General features: G+C 52.5%; 21 protein-coding genes and 1 riboswitch. Of the genes, 19 read left to right on the top strand and 2 right to left on the bottom strand.

Annotated elements, in window-relative coordinates:
• The first annotated feature begins 129 nt into the window (after positions 1 to 129).
• The 9 genes from M3194_RS00665 (at position 130) to M3194_RS00625 (ending at position 9,406) form a co-directional block, all read left to right on the top strand.
• On the top strand, positions 130 to 927 hold the full coding sequence (locus M3194_RS00665; protein ID WP_251651110.1) for a TIGR00282 family metallophosphoesterase: 798 nt from the start codon (positions 130 to 132) through the stop codon (positions 925 to 927).
• 139 nt (positions 928 to 1,066) lie between these two features.
• Entirely contained in the window at positions 1,067 to 1,327 is a 261-nt protein-coding gene (locus tag M3194_RS00660) for a stage V sporulation protein S (protein WP_005550495.1), read from the top strand.
• Between the two features lie 123 nt (positions 1,328 to 1,450).
• Positions 1,451 to 2,395 carry a dipeptidase gene (locus M3194_RS00655; protein ID WP_251651109.1) on the top strand — a complete coding sequence of 315 codons (945 nt, stop codon included), beginning with the start codon at positions 1,451 to 1,453 and terminating at the stop codon, positions 2,393 to 2,395.
• A 187-nt stretch (positions 2,396 to 2,582) separates the two neighbouring features.
• The gene (locus M3194_RS00650; protein ID WP_251651108.1) at positions 2,583 to 4,316 is read left to right on the top strand and encodes a 2-oxoacid:acceptor oxidoreductase subunit alpha; all 1,734 of its coding nucleotides are present in this window, start codon (positions 2,583 to 2,585) and stop codon (positions 4,314 to 4,316) included.
• Between the two features lie 2 nt (positions 4,317 to 4,318).
• Positions 4,319 to 5,188, top strand: a complete 870-nt coding sequence (locus M3194_RS00645) for a 2-oxoacid:ferredoxin oxidoreductase subunit beta (protein ID WP_251651107.1) — start codon at positions 4,319 to 4,321, stop codon at positions 5,186 to 5,188.
• An 82-nt stretch (positions 5,189 to 5,270) separates the two neighbouring features.
• Entirely contained in the window at positions 5,271 to 5,846 is a 576-nt protein-coding gene (locus M3194_RS00640) for a phosphate propanoyltransferase (protein ID WP_251651106.1), read from the top strand.
• Between the two features lie 154 nt (positions 5,847 to 6,000).
• Entirely contained in the window at positions 6,001 to 7,572 is a 1,572-nt protein-coding gene (gene miaB, locus M3194_RS00635; RefSeq protein WP_251651105.1) for a tRNA (N6-isopentenyl adenosine(37)-C2)-methylthiotransferase MiaB, read from the top strand.
• 31 nt (positions 7,573 to 7,603) lie between these two features.
• Positions 7,604 to 8,083, top strand: a complete 480-nt coding sequence (locus tag M3194_RS00630) for a YlbF/YmcA family competence regulator (RefSeq protein WP_251651104.1) — start codon at positions 7,604 to 7,606, stop codon at positions 8,081 to 8,083.
• A 159-nt stretch (positions 8,084 to 8,242) separates the two neighbouring features.
• A complete protein-coding gene (locus M3194_RS00625) occupies positions 8,243 to 9,406 on the top strand; it encodes an iron-containing alcohol dehydrogenase (protein WP_251651103.1) in 1,164 nt (387 codons plus the stop codon).
• A 166-nt stretch (positions 9,407 to 9,572) separates the two neighbouring features.
• Here the strand turns inward: M3194_RS00625 and M3194_RS00620 are convergent, their stop codons facing one another.
• Positions 9,573 to 10,187 carry a biotin transporter BioY gene (locus tag M3194_RS00620; RefSeq protein ID WP_251651102.1) on the bottom strand — a complete coding sequence of 205 codons (615 nt, stop codon included), beginning with the start codon at positions 10,185 to 10,187 and terminating at the stop codon, positions 9,573 to 9,575.
• A gap of 113 nt (positions 10,188 to 10,300) precedes the next feature.
• On the opposite strand from M3194_RS00620, the gene M3194_RS00615 reads away from it, so the two are divergent.
• Together M3194_RS00615 and M3194_RS00610 are read left to right on the top strand one after the other, a co-directional pair.
• Positions 10,301 to 11,143, top strand: coding sequence for an energy-coupling factor ABC transporter ATP-binding protein (locus M3194_RS00615; protein WP_251651101.1), 843 nt, complete (start codon positions 10,301 to 10,303; stop codon positions 11,141 to 11,143).
• The gene (locus M3194_RS00610) at positions 11,140 to 12,852 is read left to right on the top strand and encodes an ATP-binding cassette domain-containing protein (protein WP_251651100.1); all 1,713 of its coding nucleotides are present in this window, start codon (positions 11,140 to 11,142) and stop codon (positions 12,850 to 12,852) included. Before M3194_RS00615 ends, M3194_RS00610 begins: the two co-directional genes overlap by 4 nt.
• Before the next feature lie 85 nt (positions 12,853 to 12,937).
• Here the strand turns inward: M3194_RS00610 and M3194_RS00605 are convergent, their stop codons facing one another.
• Positions 12,938 to 14,122, bottom strand: a complete 1,185-nt coding sequence (locus tag M3194_RS00605) for an MFS transporter (protein WP_251651099.1) — start codon at positions 14,120 to 14,122, stop codon at positions 12,938 to 12,940.
• A gap of 149 nt (positions 14,123 to 14,271) precedes the next feature.
• On the opposite strand from M3194_RS00605, the gene lepB reads away from it, so the two are divergent.
• From lepB to M3194_RS00565, 8 genes are all read left to right on the top strand, one after another.
• Positions 14,272 to 14,808: a signal peptidase I gene (gene lepB / locus M3194_RS00600; RefSeq protein WP_251651098.1), complete on the top strand. Its 537-nt coding sequence runs from the start codon at positions 14,272 to 14,274 to the stop codon at positions 14,806 to 14,808.
• Positions 14,809 to 14,836: 28 nt separating this feature from the next.
• Complete coding sequence (locus tag M3194_RS00595) at positions 14,837 to 15,646, top strand: VanW family protein (protein ID WP_251652072.1); 810 nt, start codon at positions 14,837 to 14,839, stop codon at positions 15,644 to 15,646.
• An 86-nt stretch (positions 15,647 to 15,732) separates the two neighbouring features.
• Entirely contained in the window at positions 15,733 to 16,056 is a 324-nt protein-coding gene (locus M3194_RS00590) for a DUF3889 domain-containing protein (RefSeq protein WP_251651097.1), read from the top strand.
• A 93-nt stretch (positions 16,057 to 16,149) separates the two neighbouring features.
• A complete protein-coding gene (locus M3194_RS00585; RefSeq protein ID WP_251651096.1) occupies positions 16,150 to 16,461 on the top strand; it encodes a YbjQ family protein in 312 nt (103 codons plus the stop codon).
• A gap of 107 nt (positions 16,462 to 16,568) precedes the next feature.
• Entirely contained in the window at positions 16,569 to 16,949 is a 381-nt protein-coding gene (locus M3194_RS00580) for a DnaJ family domain-containing protein (RefSeq protein WP_251651095.1), read from the top strand.
• 1 nt (position 16,950) lies between these two features.
• Positions 16,951 to 17,259, top strand: coding sequence for a rhodanese-like domain-containing protein (locus M3194_RS00575; protein WP_251651094.1), 309 nt, complete (start codon positions 16,951 to 16,953; stop codon positions 17,257 to 17,259).
• A gap of 155 nt (positions 17,260 to 17,414) precedes the next feature.
• Positions 17,415 to 19,649: a heavy metal translocating P-type ATPase gene (locus M3194_RS00570; protein ID WP_251651093.1), complete on the top strand. Its 2,235-nt coding sequence runs from the start codon at positions 17,415 to 17,417 to the stop codon at positions 19,647 to 19,649.
• A gap of 31 nt (positions 19,650 to 19,680) precedes the next feature.
• Positions 19,681 to 19,900, top strand: a riboswitch (cobalamin riboswitch).
• 148 nt (positions 19,901 to 20,048) lie between these two features.
• Entirely contained in the window at positions 20,049 to 21,053 is a 1,005-nt protein-coding gene (locus M3194_RS00565) for an ABC transporter substrate-binding protein (RefSeq protein ID WP_251651092.1), read from the top strand.

The raw sequence follows: 21,053 nt of genomic DNA, 5'->3' as shown, positions 1-21,053 counted from the left end.
GGGGAAGCGCGATTCAATCCGGAGAATTCTAAGCCATGTTTATGAGAAAAACTTATAAACCCTAAGAATTCAAGAACGAAAAGTGGCTGCTTGTCAGCCACTTTTTTTGCATAATAAAGGAGTGGCAGAGTGAACGTATTATTTATTGGCGATATCGTGGGCAGTGTAGGACGCAAAGCGTTAAAGCAGGTGCTGCCGGCACTGAAGAGCAAATTCAATCCGCATATTATTATCGTGAACGGCGAGAACGCGGCGGCTGGCCGCGGCATTACGGCGCCGATTGCCCGCGAGTTTTTTGAATGGGGCGTCCACGGCATTACAATGGGCAATCATACTTGGGACAATAAGGACATCTTTGAATGGATAGACGAAGAACCGCGCATCGTGCGTCCGGCGAACTTCCCGGAGGGAACTCCAGGCCAAGGTTACGCACACATTAAAGCAAACGGCAAACAGTTGGCTATCATTAACCTGCAAGGCCGTACATTCCTTCCTCCAATCGACTGCCCGTTCCGGAAGGCAGACGAACTGATTGCAGTGGCTAAAGAGAAGACGAACAATATTCTGGTCGACTTCCATGCAGAGGCGACTTCCGAAAAAATCGCCATGGGCTGGCATTTGGCCGGTCAGGCATCCATCGTGGTAGGAACTCATACTCATGTTCAAACCAACGATGACCGGATCTTGCCGGGCGGAACCGCTTATTTAACCGATGTGGGCATGACCGGGCCGCGTGATGGCGTGCTTGGCATGGAACGCAATGCCGTTCTTCATAAGTTTCTGACACAGCTTCCGACAAGATTTGTAGTCGACGAAGGCGACTGGCATTTGCACGCGGTATCGGTTCAGATTGACGATGCCACGGGGCAAGCCACCAAAATTCAAAAAATACGGCTTACGGAAGACGATTGGCTGCTCATGCAGTAGTTATATGAATATTCGAAAAGTTTAGTCAATTCAGAATTGATATGAAAGTTATTGCATTGTCAGCAGGAATTTTTTAACCTCTCTCGAATACTATCTAAATAGTGGAATCCATCCATCATTCCCGAGGAGGTCCTTTTTCATGGAAGTATTAAAAGTTTCAGCAAAGTCCAATCCAAATTCCGTTGCAGGTGCGCTGGCCGGAGTTTTGCGTGAACGCGGCGCCGCTGAATTGCAAGCCATCGGGGCGGGTGCACTCAATCAAGCGATCAAAGCGGTAGCGATTGCTCGAGGATTCGTAGCTCCGAGCGGGGTGGATTTAATCTGTGTGCCGGCATTTACTGACATTGTCATTGATGGAGAAGACCGAACAGCGATAAAACTGATTGTTGAACCTAGGTAAAATCTAATATCCGGACTTTACGTACGGATCTGGGTTGAACCGGGTATTGGAACCTGTTTACGAAGTAGACAGGTTTTTTGCTTTGTTAGAGCTAATGGAGTTGTGAAAGGCGGAATTCATAACATGACCTTTGGTATAGCGGATTTCCATTGCGATGTGCTGAGCAAGCTGCTGGTCAACCCGAATCTGACTTTTCAAGGCAGTGAACCGGGGCTGCTTGATGTAACGTATGAACGATTAAAGGAATCGGGGGCCGTGCTTCAAACCTTTGCGGTTTACATACCGGAGAAACTTAACGGCTCTATCGAGCCGATACTAGAGAGTATCGATCTTTTCTACGAGCAGGTACTGACTTGTCCGGATATGATGCTGATCCGCAATCGGACCGATCTGACAGAAAGCTTGGCGGCGGGCAAAATCGGAGCCTTGCTTTCTTTGGAAGGTGTAGACGGTCTGCAGGGCAGCATACCTGCTCTAAGGCTCCTCCACCGCCTCGGAGTTCGTGCGGCAGGGTTGACCTGGAATCATGCGAATTGGGCCGCGGACGGCGTTATGGAGCCCCGTGGAGGGGGACTGACGGCGAAGGGCAAGACCTTCGTCACGGAATGCGACAAACTGGGCATACTGGTGGATGTATCGCATTTGTCAGAAAGAGCCTTTTGGGATGTTGCGGATCTGGCTTCCAGAACGATTATCGCCTCCCATTCCAACGCCAAAGCGCTTCTCAATCATCCGAGGAATCTGACGGACGATCAGGTTAAGGCGATTATTGCTCTGCAGGGGCTTATTGGCATTACGTATGTGCCGTGGTTCGTAGGGGAAGGGGAGCAGGTTAGCGTTGATCATGTGTTGAGGCATATCGATCACGTAGGAGGACTAGGCGGTGAGCAGCATATTATGCTGGGCTCCGATTTTGACGGAATCGACAAATATGTGAACGGATTAACCCATCCCGGCGAGGTGTACAGGCTGCGGGAAGCGCTGCTGAAAAGGTACTCCGAAGAGCAGACCAAGCGGTTTCTGTCGGGTAATGCGCTTACATTTCTATCCGCTCATTTGCCGGCATAGCAAGTCTCATCTGCATACGGTATATATTCAATCGAAAATGATTATCAGAACATAAGCGTATACATCTTGCATTTTTGAAACTACACCTTTACACTTGGTTTGACTGTTTATTCATTATATAAATTATTGTTGGATATTGCCTTAGTAGTGTACGCGGCTAAGCCATCAAAAAGAGGAGATGGGCGTTTTGATTAGTCAATTGTCTTGGAAGATCGGAGGGCAACAAGGGGAAGGCGTCGAAAGCACGGACCGGATCTTTTCCACGGCGCTTAACCGGCTTGGATATTATTTATACGGATATCGTCATTTCTCGTCGCGAATCAAGGGCGGGCATACAAATAATAAAATTCGAATCAGCACCTACCCGATCCGGGCTATCTCCGATGATCTGGACATCCTCGTGGCGTTCGACCAAGAAAGCATAGATTTGAATGCAAAAGAGCTTCGCAGCGGCGGCGTTATCGTGGCAGATGCGAAGTTTAATCCCGTTGTACCTGAAGGAATCGACGCAAGACTGTTTGCCGTACCGATTACGGCAATGGCAGAAGAACTTGGAACTTCCCTAATGAAGAACATGGTTGCTTCTGGCGCATCCTGGGCGCTGCTCGGTTTGCCGCTTGAAGTATTTAATAAAGCAGTAGAAGAAGAGTTCGGACGCAAGGGCGCGGCAATCGTCGAGAAAAATATCGAGGCGGTTAAGCGCGGAGCGGAGTTTGTATTGGAGCAGGCTGGCGGGCCGCTTAACGAGTTCAAGCTTGAGGATGCGGACGGCCAGCAAAAGCTGTTTATGATCGGCAACGAAGCGATTGGTCTCGGCTGCGTTGCAGCAGGCTGCCGATTAATGTCGGCTTACCCGATTACTCCCGCTTCCGAGATTATGGAATATCTTATTAAGAAGCTTCCTGCGCTTGGCGGCACCGTAGTTCAAACGGAAGACGAGATCGCGGCCGTTACAATGGCCATTGGCGCGAACTATGCAGGTGTACGGACAATGACCGCATCCGCAGGTCCCGGTCTGTCGCTGATGATGGAAGCGATTGGCCTTGCCGGCATGACCGAGACTCCGCTTGTCATCGTGGATACGCAGCGCGGCGGTCCTTCTACGGGCTTGCCAACAAAGCAGGAGCAATCCGACCTGAATGCCATGGTCTACGGTACTCACGGCGAGATTCCGAAGATCGTTATCGCTCCCGCGTCGATTGAGGACTGCTTCTACGATATGATCGAAGCCTTTAACCTGGCTGAGCAATATCAGGTGCCGGTTATTGTGATGACGGATCTGCAGTTGTCTCTCGGCAAGCAATCTTGCGAGCCGTTTGATTACAACTCGATCCAAATCAACCGCGGCAAGCTCGTTCAAGACGCGCCTGAGCTTGCGCCGCAGCAGCTGTTCAAACGTTATGAGTTGACGGAAGACGGCGTGTCTCCGCGCGTGCTGCCTGGCGCGAAGAACGGCATTCACCATGTGACGGGCGTCGAGCACGACGAAATGGGCCGTCCTTCCGAAAGCGCCGTGAACCGTCAGCAAATGATGGATAAACGTCTGAACAAATTGAACGGTCTGCTGGTACGCGACGGTCTTCGCACGGACGCGCCTAACGAGACGCCGGATCTTCTTGTCATCGGCATGGGTTCTACGGGCGGTACGATTGATCAAGCCCGCGAATGGCTTGCGAATGACGGCATTACAACGAACCATATTACCATCCGTCAGATTCATCCGTTCCCTACGGAGCAATTGCTCCCGCATTTGCAGCAAGCGAAAAAGGTCGTAGTCATCGAAAATAACGCGACGGCACAGCTCGCCGGCCAGATTAAAATGCATGCGGGCTTCGCGGAGAAAATCCGCAGCTTGCTGAAATATGACGGCAATCCGTTCCTGCCATCGGAAGTTTATAAAGCGTGCAAGGAGTTGGACTAATCATGGCAACATTTAAAGAGTTTAGAAATAATGTGAAGCCGAACTGGTGCCCGGGCTGCGGAGACTTCTCCATCCAGGCGGCGATCCAGCGTGCAGCGGCTAACGTAGGCCTTGAACCGGAAGAGCTTGCGGTTATTTCGGGTATCGGCTGCTCCGGCCGTATCTCCGGCTATATCAATGCTTACGGGCTTCATGGGATCCACGGACGCGCATTGCCAATTGCGCAAGGCGTTAAGCTTGCTAACCGCGAGCTGACCGTTATCGCATCCGGCGGTGACGGCGACGGCTTCGCGATCGGGATGGGCCATACGGTTCATGCGATCCGCCGCAACCTGAACATTACGTACATCGTTATGGATAACCAGATCTACGGTCTGACAAAAGGCCAAACGTCTCCGCGGAGCGCGGAAGGCTTCAAGACCAAATCGACGCCGGAAGGCTCCATCGAGTCGACCTTGTCGCCGCTTGAGATTGCAATGTCCGCAGGGGCAACCTTCGTGGCTCAATCGTTCTCCAGCGACTTGAAGCAGCTGACGGCATTGATCGAGGCGGGAATCAAGCATGAAGGCTTCTCGCTCATCAACGTGTTCAGCCCATGCGTAACGTTCAATAAAATCAACACGTACGACTGGTTCAAAGAAAATATCGTGAATCTGGAGCAGCAATTCCCGGATTACGATCCATCGAACCGCGTTGCGGCCATGAATAAAATCATGGAAACAAACGGCATGCTGACGGGTCTGATCTATCAGAATACGCAGCGCAAGTCTTATGAAGACATGATCAGCGGCTTCGGCTCGGAAGCTCTGTCGAAGCAGGATCTTGCCTTGTCGGAAGAACATTTCAATAAACTTGTAGCTGAATTTAAATAAATGGTATGATGAGCATACGGCTTTTTTAACAAAAATCGCCGTATGCTTTTACTATGCAATGGATACAAAGGAGTAGAATCACATGGAACAAAAATTGGTGCCCGTAGGCGTATCGGCAAGACATATTCATCTCTCTGCGGAGCATGTCGCTATATTATTCGGAGAAGGCAGCGAGCTGACGGTTGCAAAACCATTGTCGCAGCCTGGACAATATGCGGCGAACGAGACGGTTGCCGTAATCGGACCAAAAGGCTCTTTCCCGAAAGTAAGAATACTCGGACCGGTGCGTCCGGCAACACAGCTGGAAGTATCGCGCACGGATGCATTCTCTCTTGGCATTAACCCGCCAGTTCGAGAATCCGGAAATATTAAAGGTTCTGCCGGGATTACGCTCAAGGGACCTGCAGGCGAAGTAACGATTGAAGAAGGCGTTATTGTTGCTGCCCGTCACATTCATTTCCATACCAGTGATGCCGACAAATGGGGCATTGCGGACAAGCAGCTTCTGAAGGTTCGCTTCCAGGGCGAGCGCGGCGTTGTCTTCGAACAGGTCATTGCGCGCGTATCTCCGGATTTTGCGCTGGACATGCATATTGATACCGACGAAGCGAATGCAGCGGGCATCAAGAACGGCGATACTGCTGAAATCATCGAATAGAGCTTAGCTTGTTTGAAAGGCTGGCAGGGGGTACAACCCCCTGTCAGCCTTTTTTGACATTCCCGGAACAAATGGATATCCTTCCTGAAGTTATGCTATAATTTTGTATTGGGCAAAAATGCAATATTTCATGTAGAGGGAAGTGTGAAAAACCATGTCTAAGGGGAACGATCAATCCGGCAAGGTTAAAGACTATTCCAGATACTTTGACTTCTCGGATGCTAAGGTGCTTAGTACGGATGACGGAGTAACGACCTACCGCATTAAAGGCCGGAACATACAGATTAACTCCACGCCAGACTATAAGGAAGAAAAGAAACGCGGGAAAGAAGACATAGAGGTTCATTATGATTTCTCGATACCGGAAGAGCTGCAAACGCTTGGCAAAGGGAAATTTTATTTAATACAAACCTACGGCTGCCAGATGAACGAGCATGACACGGAGGTCATGAAAGGCATGTTCGAGGAAATGGGGTATAAGGCGACGGAAGACCGCTTACAGGCGGATGTCATTCTTCTCAATACTTGCGCCATTCGGGAAAACGCGGAAGACAAAGTATTCGGGGAGCTGGGTCATCTCAAAACCTTGAAGCTGCAAAAGCCGGGTCTGCTGCTGGGCGTATGCGGATGCATGTCGCAGGAAGAGTCGGTTGTGGGCAAAATCCTGCAAAAGCATGCTTTTGTCGATATGATCTTCGGAACTCATAACATTCACCGTCTGCCAAATTTGCTGCAAAACGCGTATTTCAGCAAAGAGATGGTTGTAGAGGTATGGTCCAAGGAAGGCGATATTATTGAAAACATGCCTAAGAAGCGGGATGGCATGCGTGCTTGGGTCAACATTATGTACGGCTGCGACAAGTTCTGCACGTACTGCATCGTTCCTTATACGCGGGGCAAGGAGCGGAGCCGCCGTCCGGAGGATGTTATTGCCGAGGTCCGCGATCTGGCTCGCCAAGGGTTTAAGGAGATTACGCTGCTTGGTCAAAATGTAAACGCCTACGGGAAGGATTTCGAAGACATGGAGTACCGCTTCGGCGATCTCATGCATGAAATCTCCAAAATTGATCTTCCGAGGGTACGGTTCACGACCAGCCATCCGCGGGACTTCGATGATCATCTGATCGAGGTGCTCGCGCGCGGAGGCAATCTGGTTGAGCATATCCATTTGCCGGTTCAATCCGGAAGCACAGAAGTGCTGAAACGGATGAGCCGCAAATATACCCGCGAGCTGTACCTGGAGCTTGTTGTGAAGATTAAACGGGCGATTCCGAATGTTTCTCTCTCAACCGACATTATTGTCGGCTTCCCGGGGGAGACGGACGAACAGTTTGAGGATACGATGACGTTAGTCCGCAAGGTTGGATTTGACTTTGCTTATACGTTTCTTTATTCTCCGCGCGAAGGAACGCCTGCGGCCGACATGGAGGATAACGTGCCTCTGGAAGTGAAGAAAAAACGCCTGAAGCGTTTAAATGAGCTGATGGCTGAGCTGGGCCGAAACAGCAACGAACAGATGGAGGGCGAGATTGTCGAGGTGCTCGTCGAAGGCGAGAGCAAGAACAACTCTGCTATTTTGGCCGGCCGAACCCGCACGAACAAGCTGGTGCATCTGGAAGGACCAAAAGAATGGATCGGACAATTTATACATGTTCGTGTAACGGAAGCAAAAACATGGTATATTAAAGCAGAACCGTTGGCGAATTCCGCCAGCAATGTATCCTAGATGCTACTCAAATTAGTGGGAGAGATGATAGATGTCCGAACAACAAACTGCCGTTAATACGCACCACCATCATGATCATGAGCATGGCTGCGATGTCCCGAAATTTAATACGCGCGACCTTCTTGTCCGCGATGATATTATGGAAAAGGCGAAGGAGCTGGCGGGTCTTATCTTTACTTCCGAGGAAGTACAGCAGTACCAGCGCGCCGAGAAGCAAATCCAAGGGAATGAGCGTGTTCAAGCGCTGATCTCGATGATCAAGAAGAAACAAAAAGAAGTCGTGGCATTCGAAACGACCTTCAAAAACGAGCAAATGGTTAAAAAGATCGAAGGGGAAATGGAATCCCTTCAGGATGAGCTCGACGGTATTCCGATTGTATCGGAGTTCCAGCAAAGCCAGTCCGACATCAACTATTTGCTGCAGCTTGTTATTTCGATCGTACGCGATACGGTCTCCGAGAAAATCAATGTCGAAGACGCTTCCGTTGAAGCGCCGGCTGAATGTGACTAGAATAAAGAGAGAGGCGGTTCTGTAATTGGAACGCTTCTCTTTATTTTTCTAAGGCGAATGTTGGCAGGGTCTCTCATAAAACGGGCGGGATTGTGCCAAAATGAACTGTCGGAGCAATTTAGCCTAACAAATACAATGTAGAAGAGGAGAAATACAAAGATGAATCCATTTACATATTACAACCCGACGCGCCTGCACTTTGGCGAAGGACAATTGAAGCAGCTTCCCGTGGAAGCGGCAAAGCTGGGCAAGCGCGTGCTGCTTGTGTATGGCGGAGGAAGCATTAAGCGCAACGGTCTGTATGAACAAGTTCTCGAGAAGCTGAATGAAGCGGGCTGTACGGTTACCGAATTGAGCGGTGTGGAGCCTAACCCGCGTCTGTCGACTGTTCACCGGGGGGCTGACCTGTGCCGTTCCGAATCGATTGATTGGGTTCTTGCGGTAGGCGGCGGCAGCACCATTGACTGTGCCAAAGCGATTATTATCGCAGCGAAATACGAGGGCAGCTTCTGGGATATCGTCAGCCGCAAGGCGAAGCCAGAAGCGGCGCTGCCGCTTGGCACGATCCTGACGCTGGCAGCAACGGGCTCGGAGATGAACTCCGGTTCGGTCATCACCAATGAAGAGACGCTTGAGAAGCACGGCTGGAGCAATGTGCTCGCTTATCCAACCTTCTCGATTCTTGATCCCGCGTTTACGGCGAGCGCTCCTAAAGACCATACCGTATATGGCATGGTTGATATGATGGCGCATGTGTTCGAGCAATATTTCCATCATGATGCCAACACGCCGGTTCAGGACGGTTTCTGCGAATCGATTCTGCGCACGGTTATCGCAACCGCTCCTGGCCTGGTGAATGATCTGACCAATGTGAAGCTTCGCGAGACGATTCTGTATTGTGGTACTATGGCGCTCAACAATACATTATCCATGGGCATTATCGGTGACTGGGCGAACCATGACATGGAGCACGCGGTGTCCGCCGTTTACGATATTCCGCATGGCGGGGGTCTGGCGATTCTATTCCCGAACTGGATGAACTACGTGGTTGAAGATAATGTAGGACGGTTCAAACAATTGGCGGTAAACGTATTCGGAGTGAAGGCCGAAGGCCGTGATGATCTAGAGGTGGCGCGCGAAGGAATTGCGAGGCTAAGAGAGTTCTGGAGCTCCATCGGCGCACCGTCACGCCTTGCGGATTATGACATCGACGCGAGCAGACTAGAAGAAATGGCGGAGAAAACGACCGGCAGCGGTACCCGCGGCAACTTCCGCAAGCTGAAGAAGGAAGACGTTATGGCGATTTATCAATTGTCCCTGTAAATGATCGTGCGAAAGAGCAGATCGGGTGAGAACCCGGTCTGCTTTTTTATTTGGCAGAGAGAGTGATTTACCGAAACAATTCAGTAGATTGAAAAGTGAGGAAGCATCTTATTATTTAATGGCGTTAAAATAAAAAGGACCATCCGGAGATGGTCCTTTTCTATTATTAAGCTATGTTTTGGATCGGGCTGCTGTTTTCTTTTGCGAGCATTGACGATTGGATTCTTAGAATGTATGGTTTGAGAGATAGCACGATAATTGCTGCAACAAAGGATTTGATTGCGTCGCCAGGCAGGTATGGATAGCAGCCAGCTGTCATGGCCTTGCCAAAGCCTAGACCGGTGACATGCATCAGCCATGGTACGCCAGGCACATAAGTAAGGAATGAACCGAACAGCTCGAATACAACAAATAAAGCGATAAACGCGACGATGCGGTTGCGCATGAGAGCTTCGCTGCGGAAGAGCGCTTGCGTGGCGAAGCCGATGATTAATGCACAGAACGGGAAGGCAAATATAAATCCGCCCGTAGCGCCGGTCAAGGTCTCAAGGCCGCCTCTGCCGCTCAAGAGAGGAAGGCCGGTTGCGGTTAGGGCAATGACGATGACAAGAGAGATAAAGCTCTTGCGAGGTCCAAGAATAGCTCCCGCAAGCGTTACGGCAAGCGTCTGGAGCGTAATGGGCACATACGAACCAACTTTAATCTGAATAGCGCTCATAACAATGAATAGTGCTGCGAATAGGGCGATAAATACGGTGCTTCGAATAGAACTGCTGCGCATGGCGGATCGACTCCTTTTGTTATTGCGTTTTGAATGTTAACCATTTATATTTAATCAAGGTTAACAAATCGGATTTTAGCACAGCTTTTTCATTTGGGGAAGAGGTTGAACGAATGTTTTTGGAAAAAAATTTGGCAGAGCTGTCCAACGTGTCAGTCAAGCCGTTAACATATGGGGAACAAATGAAAGCCCAGCCTTACCTGCTGCGGAATATATCTGTTACCCTTGCAGAAGGAGAATGGATCAACTTGATCGGGAGGAACGGAAGCGGGAAAAGCACTCTAGCCAGGCTGATTGCCGGATTTGGGGCTTTGCATGTGGGAGGGAAGGTCTATAAAGACCAGACCCGGTTCGTTACGGGGCAGGTTCCGATCGTGCTGCAGCAGCCTGACGCTTCAATGGTGGGGTCAACGCCTTGGGAGGATGTTGTGATGATGCTGGAGCAGCATGGCGTAGAAGGAAGCGCAATTGCCGGATTAGCAGAGGAGGCTCTTCGCCAAACCAGTCTGCATGCAAGAATGCACCAGGCGGTAGAGACTTTGTCCGGCGGGCAAAAGCAGCTGACCGCAATTGCGGGATGCCTGGCGGTACAATCGCCGATGCTTATTCTTGATGAAGTGACGGCGATGCTTGATCCGGAAGCTTGTATGGACGTGATGGAAAAAGTAAGGGAATTGAACGGCCGCGGAGTTACGGTCATATGGATAACGCAAAAGCTGGAGGAGCTCGCCGCTGGCGACAGGGTACTGGCCTTGGCGCAAGGGGAACTCATGTTTGACGGCGAGGCAGAGCGGTTCTTTGAACGGCGTGCTGCCGGCATCAGCCCATGCGAGAAGCTTGGCTTCACCGCTCCTTATGTCGTTCAGACCGCATGGGAGCTGGAGGCGCTTGGGGTAACCTTTGAACAGCTACCCATGACGCCCGAGATGCTTATGAAGGCGGTGGCGGAGCAATGACAGGAGACTGGAAGCTGGAACAGACTGCGGTTGCCGCGCCTAACGAACCGGATAAAAGGCTGCTGAGCGGCATTAATCTTACCTTCCGCAAAGGTGCCATCACTTTGCTTGTTGGCCATAATGGATCGGGCAAATCCACCTTGCTGGAGTCATTAGCCGGATTAAGGCGTTTGTCGGATGGGCAAATCTATCAAGGCGATGAGCCTCTCTGGACAAGCGGGAGAAGAAAGCAACGGTTGAATAAAGCTATCGTGCTGCGTACGGGAATTGCCCTGCAGCAGTCGGAATCGCAATGGTTCGCTTCAACGGTAAAAGAGGAGTTTGATTACTCGCTTAAGCCTTATGGAGTGGAGGACAAGGAGAAGGAATCCAGGATAGCAAGCGCGATGGAGCAGACCGGACTCTCGATGGAGCTGCTGGGCCGCGATCCTTGGACGCTGAGCGGCGGGCAGCAGCGGAGGCTTGCCATGGCATGCCTTCTGGCATGCGAGCCGGAATGGCTGCTGCTCGACGAGCCGACGGCGGGGTTAGACGCCGACGGCATCCGCCGCTTGTGCGCGGTTCTGGACGCGCACAGGGCGGCGGGGCGCGGAGCGGTCGTGGCCACGCACGACCTCGACGCGCTGCTGCCGCTCGCGGACGAAGTCGCCGTTATTGCCGGCGGCTCCGTCCGCGAAGCGGCTCCCGCGGCCTCGTGGGCGGTGACACACGCCCACGAGGCCGCCGCGCCGCAGGCGCAGCGCGCGCTGGCGCAGCTGCGCGCGGCGGGCTTTGCGCCGCCGGCTGCGCCAGGCGGCGCGCCGTGGCCGGCGCCGCGCGAGCTCGCGGCGCTGCTGGCGGCGCAGCGCGCCGCCCACGGCCCAAGGACGGCGGAACGCCCGTCCTTGCAAGCCGCCGCCGCTGCTGCACACAACTCGGCAGCAGCGGCGGCGCATGCCCCAGAGCCGCAGGCAGCGCTCGCTGCGGCTCCACATCCAAACCGCCGCCTCGCCGCGCGGTTTGATCCGCGGGCGTTAATCGCCGCGTACCTGCTGCTCGCCACAACCATCCTGCTCCAGCGCAGCTGGGCGGGGCTTGCCGTCGCAGCTGCCTTATCCCTTGCGGTGCTTATCCCGCTGCGGGCACAAATAAGGCCCTGGATGAAAGCCATCCGGGCCTATGTCATCATGACGGCGGTTATCGCCTTTATTGCGGGAGTGCATTTCAGCCCAATGGCCTTTGATTGGGGGCCGGCCTTGCAGAACATCCAGCGCTTCAGCGGCTTGCTGCTCGTGATGATGCTTGGCTTGCCGCTTATGGGCCTCGTAACGCCGCTGCGCGTTCAACGAAGCCTGGAGCAGACGTTTGGCTGGATGAACCGGTTTAAAGTCCCCGTGATGTCCGTTGCCTTAACCGTGACGCTAATCTTCCGCTTCATTCCGCTGCTTGCGGCAGAATGGGAACGTTACGTCAAGATCGCGCATGCAAGAGGCAAAGCGACAACGCCCGCAGGCTCGCTTCCTTTCCGGATGCTGCTGCCTGCCATGGTGCCCTATATCCGGTCATTGCTCCGCATGGCGGAGCAAATGGCAGATGCGCTCGAAGCGCGGGGAATCGGTCATCCGCTGGCCAAGCCAACGCAAGGGCTGCGTCTTCGGTTCAGCCGGGAGGACCTGATCATCATCGCCTCCGCTGCCGCCGCAGCGATACTCCTTCTGTTAGTGAAGTGAGATCAATTAATTGCATTAATTAAGGGTTAAATATTCAAGAAAGTGATTAACCTCATTAATCACTTTCCCAACTACCTGAGCTCGATTAATTAATGGCCTTAATTACTTTCCGGTCAGACCGGTAATACGCGAGACATAAGACAGCGGCGATAAACCCGAAAAGTCCGCCTAGGGCAAAGCCGCTGTTTAACCCCCAGCTCTCGTTCAGCCACCCCGCAAGGAAAGGCCCGGCGAACATGCCTGCCGCATATACCGCTTGGTATAATCCCATGGCGGTAGCCCGGCCCGGCGGGTCAACATCGCGGATTGCAAGCCCAAGCAGCAAGGGGATGTGCAGACCTTGCGCAAAGCCATTAATGACCTGCGTCAGCATAAGGAGCCAGATCGAATGCACATAGCAGATGGAGACGGTACAGATAGCGCTCAGGATAAAGCCGGTGCCAATCGTTGTCCAATTCCCGAAGCGCGGTGCAAACCAGCTGGCCGTGAACATCGAAGCAAGAGCATGCGGCGCCATAAAGGCAAATACGAGCAGTGTAAGCTCGAGTCCGCTGCTGCCCATGGTCTCCGCTTTTAACGGCGTAAACCCGAACATCGTAATGAAGAGCACGCAATGGGCCAGCAGTGACAACAGAGCCACTTGCAGCAGAAGCTTCGTGCGCATAACGCTTTGAATCATGGAAAAGGATATGCCGCTCCGCTCATGAAGCGGTTTGGCAGGTTCGTAAATGGCAAGCGCAAGCAAAAGGCCAATTCCTCCGATTACCGCTCCTAACACGAATGGCGCATTCGCTCCAAACCCATCCGACATCCACCCGCTTAACAACATCCCGATCATCTGGCCGGATACGGTCATCACGCTGATATTGCCCATTGCTTTCGTAGCATCCTCGGACGCAAAATAATTCGCGTACATCACGGTAAAAGCGACCCAGGTCGAAGCGCATAACCCCGCCATCGCACGGCCAGCCAGCGGCCATAACCAGCTCCCCGGAAGAATGAACAAGAGACAGCTGATGCTTGCGGCAAGCATGCCCAGCAGAATAAACGGCTTTCTTTTTCCCCACCGGTCAGACAGCATCCCCAGCGGAAAACGGATGAGCAATTGGACGAAGCCGTAGCTTCCAAGCACAATCCCAATCAGGTCAAGCGATAATCCCCTCGTGCTCAGATAAGGCGACAATGTCGGCACGTATGTATACATTGAGATCCAGAACAGTAACGTGACCGTCATAAAAAGTAGTCGCTGCGAACGTGTTGATGGTTCCATTCTTGCTACCTCCCTCATATAAATCTACTTTATAAGACATGCCTTACGCCTGTCACGGTATTTTTAAGACCCCGGTAACTTTTTTAGCGGCGCTATCGTTATAGGTGTTGGTTATGTTGAATTCCTATTTCTTCAAGGGGTGCAAGAGAATGGATGAACAACTAACCGGAAAGTCCAAAGCTCTGAGGGAGCTTAGAGAATGGTCGATCTCGATTATCGCCGCCACCTTTATCGCTTTGTTGTTCCAAAACTATGTTTACGCGCAAGCGCAGGTACATAATATCTCGATGCAAAAAACGCTTGTGGAAGGCCAACGCCTGATCGAGGACAAATGGTCCTACCGGTTCAAATCGCCGGAGCACGGAGATATCGTCATTATCCATGGTCCGGAAAGCCCCTTACGGCTGGTAAAAAGAGTCATCGGCCTGCCGGGCGATGTCATTGACGTCCGGGACGGAGCCGTCTATTTGAACGGACAGATGCTCGCCGAGCCTTACGCGGAAGGATTAACGCTGCCCGGCGGAATGCTGTTCCCGTATACGGTCGCATCCAAGCAGCTGTTTGTTCTGGGTGACAACCGCGAGCATAGCGTAGACAGCCGGTCGCTTGGTCCCATTGCCCTCTCCAGTATTGAGGGGAAGGCCGTGTACCGGATATGGCCGCTTAACCAAATTGGAATATTGTGAAGGGAGAAAAGGGAAGTTGAATAATTTGATGCAGCATCGGCCGGTCAAACGTTCTCTCCTGCGCCTTCAGGCGGGGAAATGGTGGTTCACGAATAAAAGACGGGTGAAATGGCTGTTCAGCAACAGCAAGCTGGCCCGCATAAACAAGGAGCTTTCATTGCCTTATGTGGTTTACACCCATGCCACTCCCTTGATGAGGCAGCTTCGAAACGTAGAGATGTGGCTGCAGACGAACAAGGTAATTAATCTGAAGCTCGCGGCAGCTAAGCTGAACGGTATCGTCCTGATGCCCGGCGAAACCTTCTCCTACTGGCGATCGATCGGCAAACCAACCAGACGAAAAGGATATGTGGACGGCATGGTTTTATTTTACGGCAGGTATAAATCGGGCGTGGGCGGCGGATTATGCCAGATGTCTAATCTGATCTATTGGATGACGCTGCATACTCCTTTGCAGATTATAGAACGGCATCGCCACAGCTACGACGTGTTTCCGGATGCCGGACGGACGCAGCCATTCGGCAGCGGCGCGACTTGTGCTTACAATTACTTGGATCTGCAAATCTATAATCCCACGCAGGAGCCTTATCAACTGGTCGTTGGCCTCACGGATGATAAGCTGGTGGGGGAGTGGCGGTCATCGCTGCCGCTTAACCATCGGTATGAAGTATTCGAGAAGGATCACCGGATTGAGCTGAAGCCATGGGGCGGATACGTCCGAAGCAATGCCATTTGCCGCAGAAAATACTTGCTTGAGGATGGCGAGCTGCTCGGCGAAGAGTATGTAACGGGCAATGAAGTCGTTATGATGTACGCCCCTATGCTTGAACCGGTCTGAAATAGGCAGCATGTATGCTTGCCGCTTTATACAGCCACACTAACAGGAGTAAAGACCGTGAAAAATGTGGATGATGAGGTGGCTGTATGGGATTTAAGAGAAGTAAACCATTGATCTATATGCTGGTCGTTTCTATTTTGGCATTTGCTGCGCCTGCGGCTGCGCATGCGGAGCCTTCCTATGCCAAATACGGCAGAATAGCGATGCAGGAGGTGGCCAATCAATACCCGGATGCGGATATTATCGACTACAAGTACGAGGGGCATTTTGCGGCGGGGACGAGGAATGAGGAACGATTCAGGCTTTGGCTTAGGGGAGCGGGTTCCGAATTTGGCGTGCGGGTGCATATTTTTGTGGCTGCCGATTCGGGTCAAGTTCGAGATGTGCAATTGGAGGAGATCCGGAGCTAGCGATTGTTTTAGTACTAAATGAAACGTTTTTCCGTCCGGGACGTATTCCTTCTTATATCATCCGTTTTATCATTTTCGAGAGGGGTAATACTCATGTTAGTAACGACAACTGCAACCATTGAAGGACATCCGATTGTTGAATATTCGGGTATTGTAACGGGCGAAGCGATTATGGGGGCCAACGTTGTCCGAGACTTTTTCGCCTCGATCACGGATATTGTCGGCGGACGTTCCGGCGCATACGAGAGCAAGCTGAAGGAAGCAAGAGACATTGCATTTGCCGAAATGAAAAATCAGGCTTCCCGCCTAGGGGCAAATGCCGTTGTTGGCATCGACATCGACTACGAGGTTGTGCGTGACGGCATGCTGATGGTTGCCGTTAGCGGGACGGCCGTTCGAATCTAATAATAAAGAGAGAGAAGCTTCTGATTGCCGGGAGGCTTCTTTTTCGTTACAATGCTAGAAGAAAGCGGTGCGGACATAGGGGTAATGACGGAAAGGCGGGATCAGGCATGGACTTCATGTCCTCGTTGGTTGAGCAGCGCATTAAGGAATCGATGGCGAAGGGCGAGTTCGACAACCTGAAAGGGAAAGGCCAGCCGCTCACGCTGGATGATAACTCCCATGTGCCGGAGGAGCTCCGAGTCGCTTACAAGCTTCTGAGCAACGCCGGAATGATTCCGGAAGAGATGGTTGTGAAGATGGAGATCGTAAGTCTCCGCGATATGATCCGTTTGTGCCGGAATCCGGATGAGCAAGCCGTCTTGAAAAAGAAGCTGACCGAGAAGGAGCTGCGCTACAAAATCCTTATGGATGCCCGCGGCTTGCAGCAATCATCGGTCTTTCAGCAATATGAATCAAAGATCCTGAAGAAATTTGAAGGAGTGGAATAAAGTGTACCCAGAGATTACACCAGCCGAAGTAGAAGAGCGCCTGAAGAACGGCGAGAAGCTGCACCTGATTGATGTGCGTGAGGATGATGAGTGGGAAGCCGGACATATCGGGGAAGCGGTAAGCCTTCCGCTATCGCAATTTGGCGAGCGTTATGAAGAGCTGCCTAAGGAAGAAGCCTTGATTCTGGTCTGCCGCAGCGGCGGACGCAGCGGAAGAGCTTGCGATTTCCTCCATGCCCAAGGCTATAACGTAACAAACATGTCGGGCGGCATGCTCGCCTGGAACGGCGAAGTCGCGTACGGCAAATAAGGTTAAAGCGTGCTGACGAGAGAGCAATTGCCTCCGTCAGCACGCTTTTTTTCTGCTTATTTTTAAGCATGGGCATCCCATTCGAATCATATAGATTAACGCAGGAGCTTGTTCGATTGCAGCAGAACGGACAAGCGGAAGGCGGGTGATGGTCGATGGACGATAAGGGAATAACGATAGATTTATCCGTGCAAGGGATGAGCTGCACCGCTTGCGCGGCCAGAATAGAGAAGAACGTTGGAAAAATGCCGGGGGTTGAAGCGGTAGCAGTCAGCTATTCGGCGCGAACGGCCTGGGTACAATATATGCCGGGCATGATACAGCCATCGGCTATTATGGAGCAGATCGGCAAGCTGGGGTTCAAGGCGGATTTGCCGGAAAATGCGAAGGAGGGCTTCGACAAAGAGAGAAGCCGGCTTCGGCTCCGGCTGATGATCTCCTTGTTGCTGACGCTCCCGCTGCTGTCGGCTATGGTGCAGCATCTGGCTCCTTTTGCCCAGATTGAATTGCCAGCCATGCTGACTAATCCATGGCTTCAGCTTGGACTTGCTACCATTATCCAGTTTGTGATCGGGCTGCCGTTCTATATCGGGGCTTATCATGCCATTCGCTCCCGCGCGACCAACATGGACGTGCTGGTGGCAACGGGCACCTCCGCAGCTTACCTGTACAGCCATTTCCTTGTGTTTAATGCGGACCGTGACGCTTTATACGCGCATGAGGTGCCGTTATATTTCGAGACGTCCGCCGTTGTCATAACGGCTGTTCTGCTCGGCAAGTTTATCGAAGCGTCGGTCACCTCCAGGGCGCAGCAGGATGCATCGGGCTACAGCAAGCTGCTCAATACGATCGTCAGAGTGGAGCGGGCCGGGGTTGAAATGGAGATCAAGACGGAGTTTGTCCGCGAGAACGATTATGTTATCGTACAGGCCGGGCAGATTATTCCCGTTGACGGGACCATCACAAGCGGAGAGTCAGAGGTGGATGAATCCTTGCTGACAGGAGAGAGCGTACCTCTTGCCAAGCGCTCCGGCGACTCCGTATGGGCGGGTACCCAAAATGGCAGCAATACTTTGCGCATTCGGACAACCGCCGCCGGCTATGCCACCATGTTAAGCCGGATTGTGGATCTGGTCAGGCAGGCGCAGCGGTCGAAGTCCGTGATTCAGAGGCAGGTCGATACCGTATCGGCCTGGTTTGTTCCCGCCATGCTACTCCTTTCGCTAGGCACATTTGTGATCTGGGTCACGATTGCGGATCCGGGCAATTGGACGATGGCATTCCGTTGTGCCGTTGCCGTGGTGCTGGCTGCCTGTCCCTGCGCGCTGGGACTTGCCACGCCAATCTCCCTTGTTGTTGCATCACGGCATCTGGCCAAAAGAGGGATTGTCGTGAAGGAGGCGGGAGCCCTTGAACGGCTGGCCCAGCTGAATATGCTTGTCTTGGATAAAACGGGCACGTTAACCGAAGGCAAGCCAAAAGTAAGCAGTATCCACACGACGCAGGGAAGCAAACAAGGTCTCTTGAGGCTTGCCGCAGCAGTTGAATCAAGCTCGACGCATCCGCTTGCGATCGCGATCCGCGCCGAAGCGCTGCAAGCGGGTCTTGTTCCGCCTGCTGCGACCGAATTCACTTATCTGACGGGGAAAGGCGTTGAGGCTTCCGTCGAGCAGCGAAGAATGGGCATCGGGAATGCCGGATTTGCCGCAGCGAAGCATTGGAGCTTCGATAGTCCAACGGTCCACGGCTTTGCGGAGGAGCGGCAGAAGCAGGGAGAGACCGTACTCTATGTAGCGGATAATAATCGGGTAATAGGGGCGATTTCCTTCCTGGATGCGGTTAAGCCTTTCGCCAAATCGGCCGTCTCCCGGCTGCGCAAAGCCGGCGTAACGGTGCTTGTGGCGACGGGGGATCATCCGGCTCCGGCTCTGAGCGCAGCGCAGACGGCAGGAATAACGCCAACGCAAGTCTTTGCCAATATGCTGCCCGAGGATAAGCTAGAGCTCGTCGACCGCTTGAAGCGGCAGGATTACAAGGTTGGCATGGCCGGCGACGGCTGGAACGATGCTCCGGCACTCGCCGCGGCGGATGTTGGACTTGCGATGGGGGATGGAACGGATGCCGCATTAACGGCTGGCCACATCACTTTGCTGCAGCCGAGGATGACCGCCATACCGGAGGCTTTGCTGATCAGCCGTTTGACGGTTCGCAATGTGAGGCAGAATTTGACGTTTGCTTTTATCTATAACGCCTTCATTATTCCATTCGCCGCCTGCGGCATGCTCCAGCCATGGATGGCCGGCACGGCTATGGCTTTCAGCTCGGTATCCGTTGTGGGCAACGCTATCCGGCTTGGCGCCCGTCTTAGAAAAGTAGCTGGACAATTCTAGAATACGGGTGGTATAGTTACGTTGGTTGAAATGGAATAATCGTCAAACAGGTGCTGCAACAGCCGTTGTAAGCTTAATAGGGAAGTCCGGTTCAAATCCGGCACGGACCCGCCACTGTAAGAAGTCGTCTAAGCCTTCGCAAGAAGCAAGCTTAGGCCCGCGAGTCAGCATAAGTCACTGGATCTCCAATCTGGGAAGACGCTGGCCCGTACACTTCAAGTCAGGAGACCTGCCTGTTTGCATAACGCTGTACCTACGTGGAGTTAGGGAAGTGTTGGAATGAGGGAACTCGTCCTTATTTGCGTGCAAGCAAGGGGACTTCCGGCATTTCCGGCACTTTTGCCGGGAATGCCTTTTTTGTTTTCCGGTCAAGAAAAGTAGAAGGAGTGCTTAGAAACAATGGTAGAGAGAAACAAAAGGTTTACAAAATGGATGCTGGCGGTAATGCTGACAGCCATGCTGGTCTTTATGGCCGCATGCGGTTCCGATAACGGGAACGCGAATAACGCGACGGGGAATGCCAATGCGTCGGCGACGCCTGCCCAAAGCGAGCAGCCTGCCGAAAGTCCTGCTGCAGCGTCCGAGACGGTATATCCGGTTAAAGTTACGGATGCGACCGGTACCGAATTGACCTTCGAGAAAGCTCCAACGAAGGTGGTATCCCTTGCTCCGAGCGAGACGGAAGTGCTTTACGCGGTTGGAGCGGGCAATGAAGTGGCCGGCGTTGACAGCTACAGCAACTATCCGGAGGAAGCGGCTTCGAAGCCGAAGGTTGGCGACATGACCACGAATATCGAAGCGGTAGCTGCTCTTAATCCCGATCTTGTGCTTGCCTCTTCAACCATGAATACCGATGCGGTAGAACAGCTTCGCAAATTAAATATTACGGTGCTTGCGACAGATCCGCATACTTACGATGAAACGATTGCCAAAATCGAGACAATCGGTAATATTATGAATAAGAACACCGAAGCGGCACAAGTTGCAGCTCATATGCGCGAAGTGAAGCAGCAAGTAACCGATGCGGTGAAGGACGCTCCGAAGAAGCTTGTTTACCTGGAGTTCTCTCCGGGCTGGACCGTGGGTTCGGGCACGTTCCTCGATGAGCTGCTGACCATTGCGGGCGGAACGAATGTAGGCGCTGCTCAAGCTGGCTGGTATGAAGTGAGCGCGGAAGAAGTAGTCAAGCAGAATCCTGCTATTATCCTTTATCCTGATCTTGGAGAGGATCCGAACCCAATCGTGACCGGAATTACAAGCCGTCCAGGCTGGGAAGCGATCGACGCGGTGAAGAACAAGCAGATGTTCGAGGTTGGCAACGACGAGACGGCACGCGTAGGTCCACGTCTTGCGGATGCGCTTCTGCAAGTTGCGAAGGCTCTTCATCCGGATCTTGTGAAGTAA

The sequence above is a fragment of the Paenibacillus glycanilyticus genome, from assembly GCF_023715145.1.
In the GTDB taxonomy this organism is placed as follows: Bacteria; Bacillota; Bacilli; order Paenibacillales; family Paenibacillaceae; genus Pristimantibacillus; species Pristimantibacillus glycanilyticus_A.
Note: the sequence above shows the minus strand (reverse complement) of the source record. Positions and strands in the feature narration are given on the sequence as shown.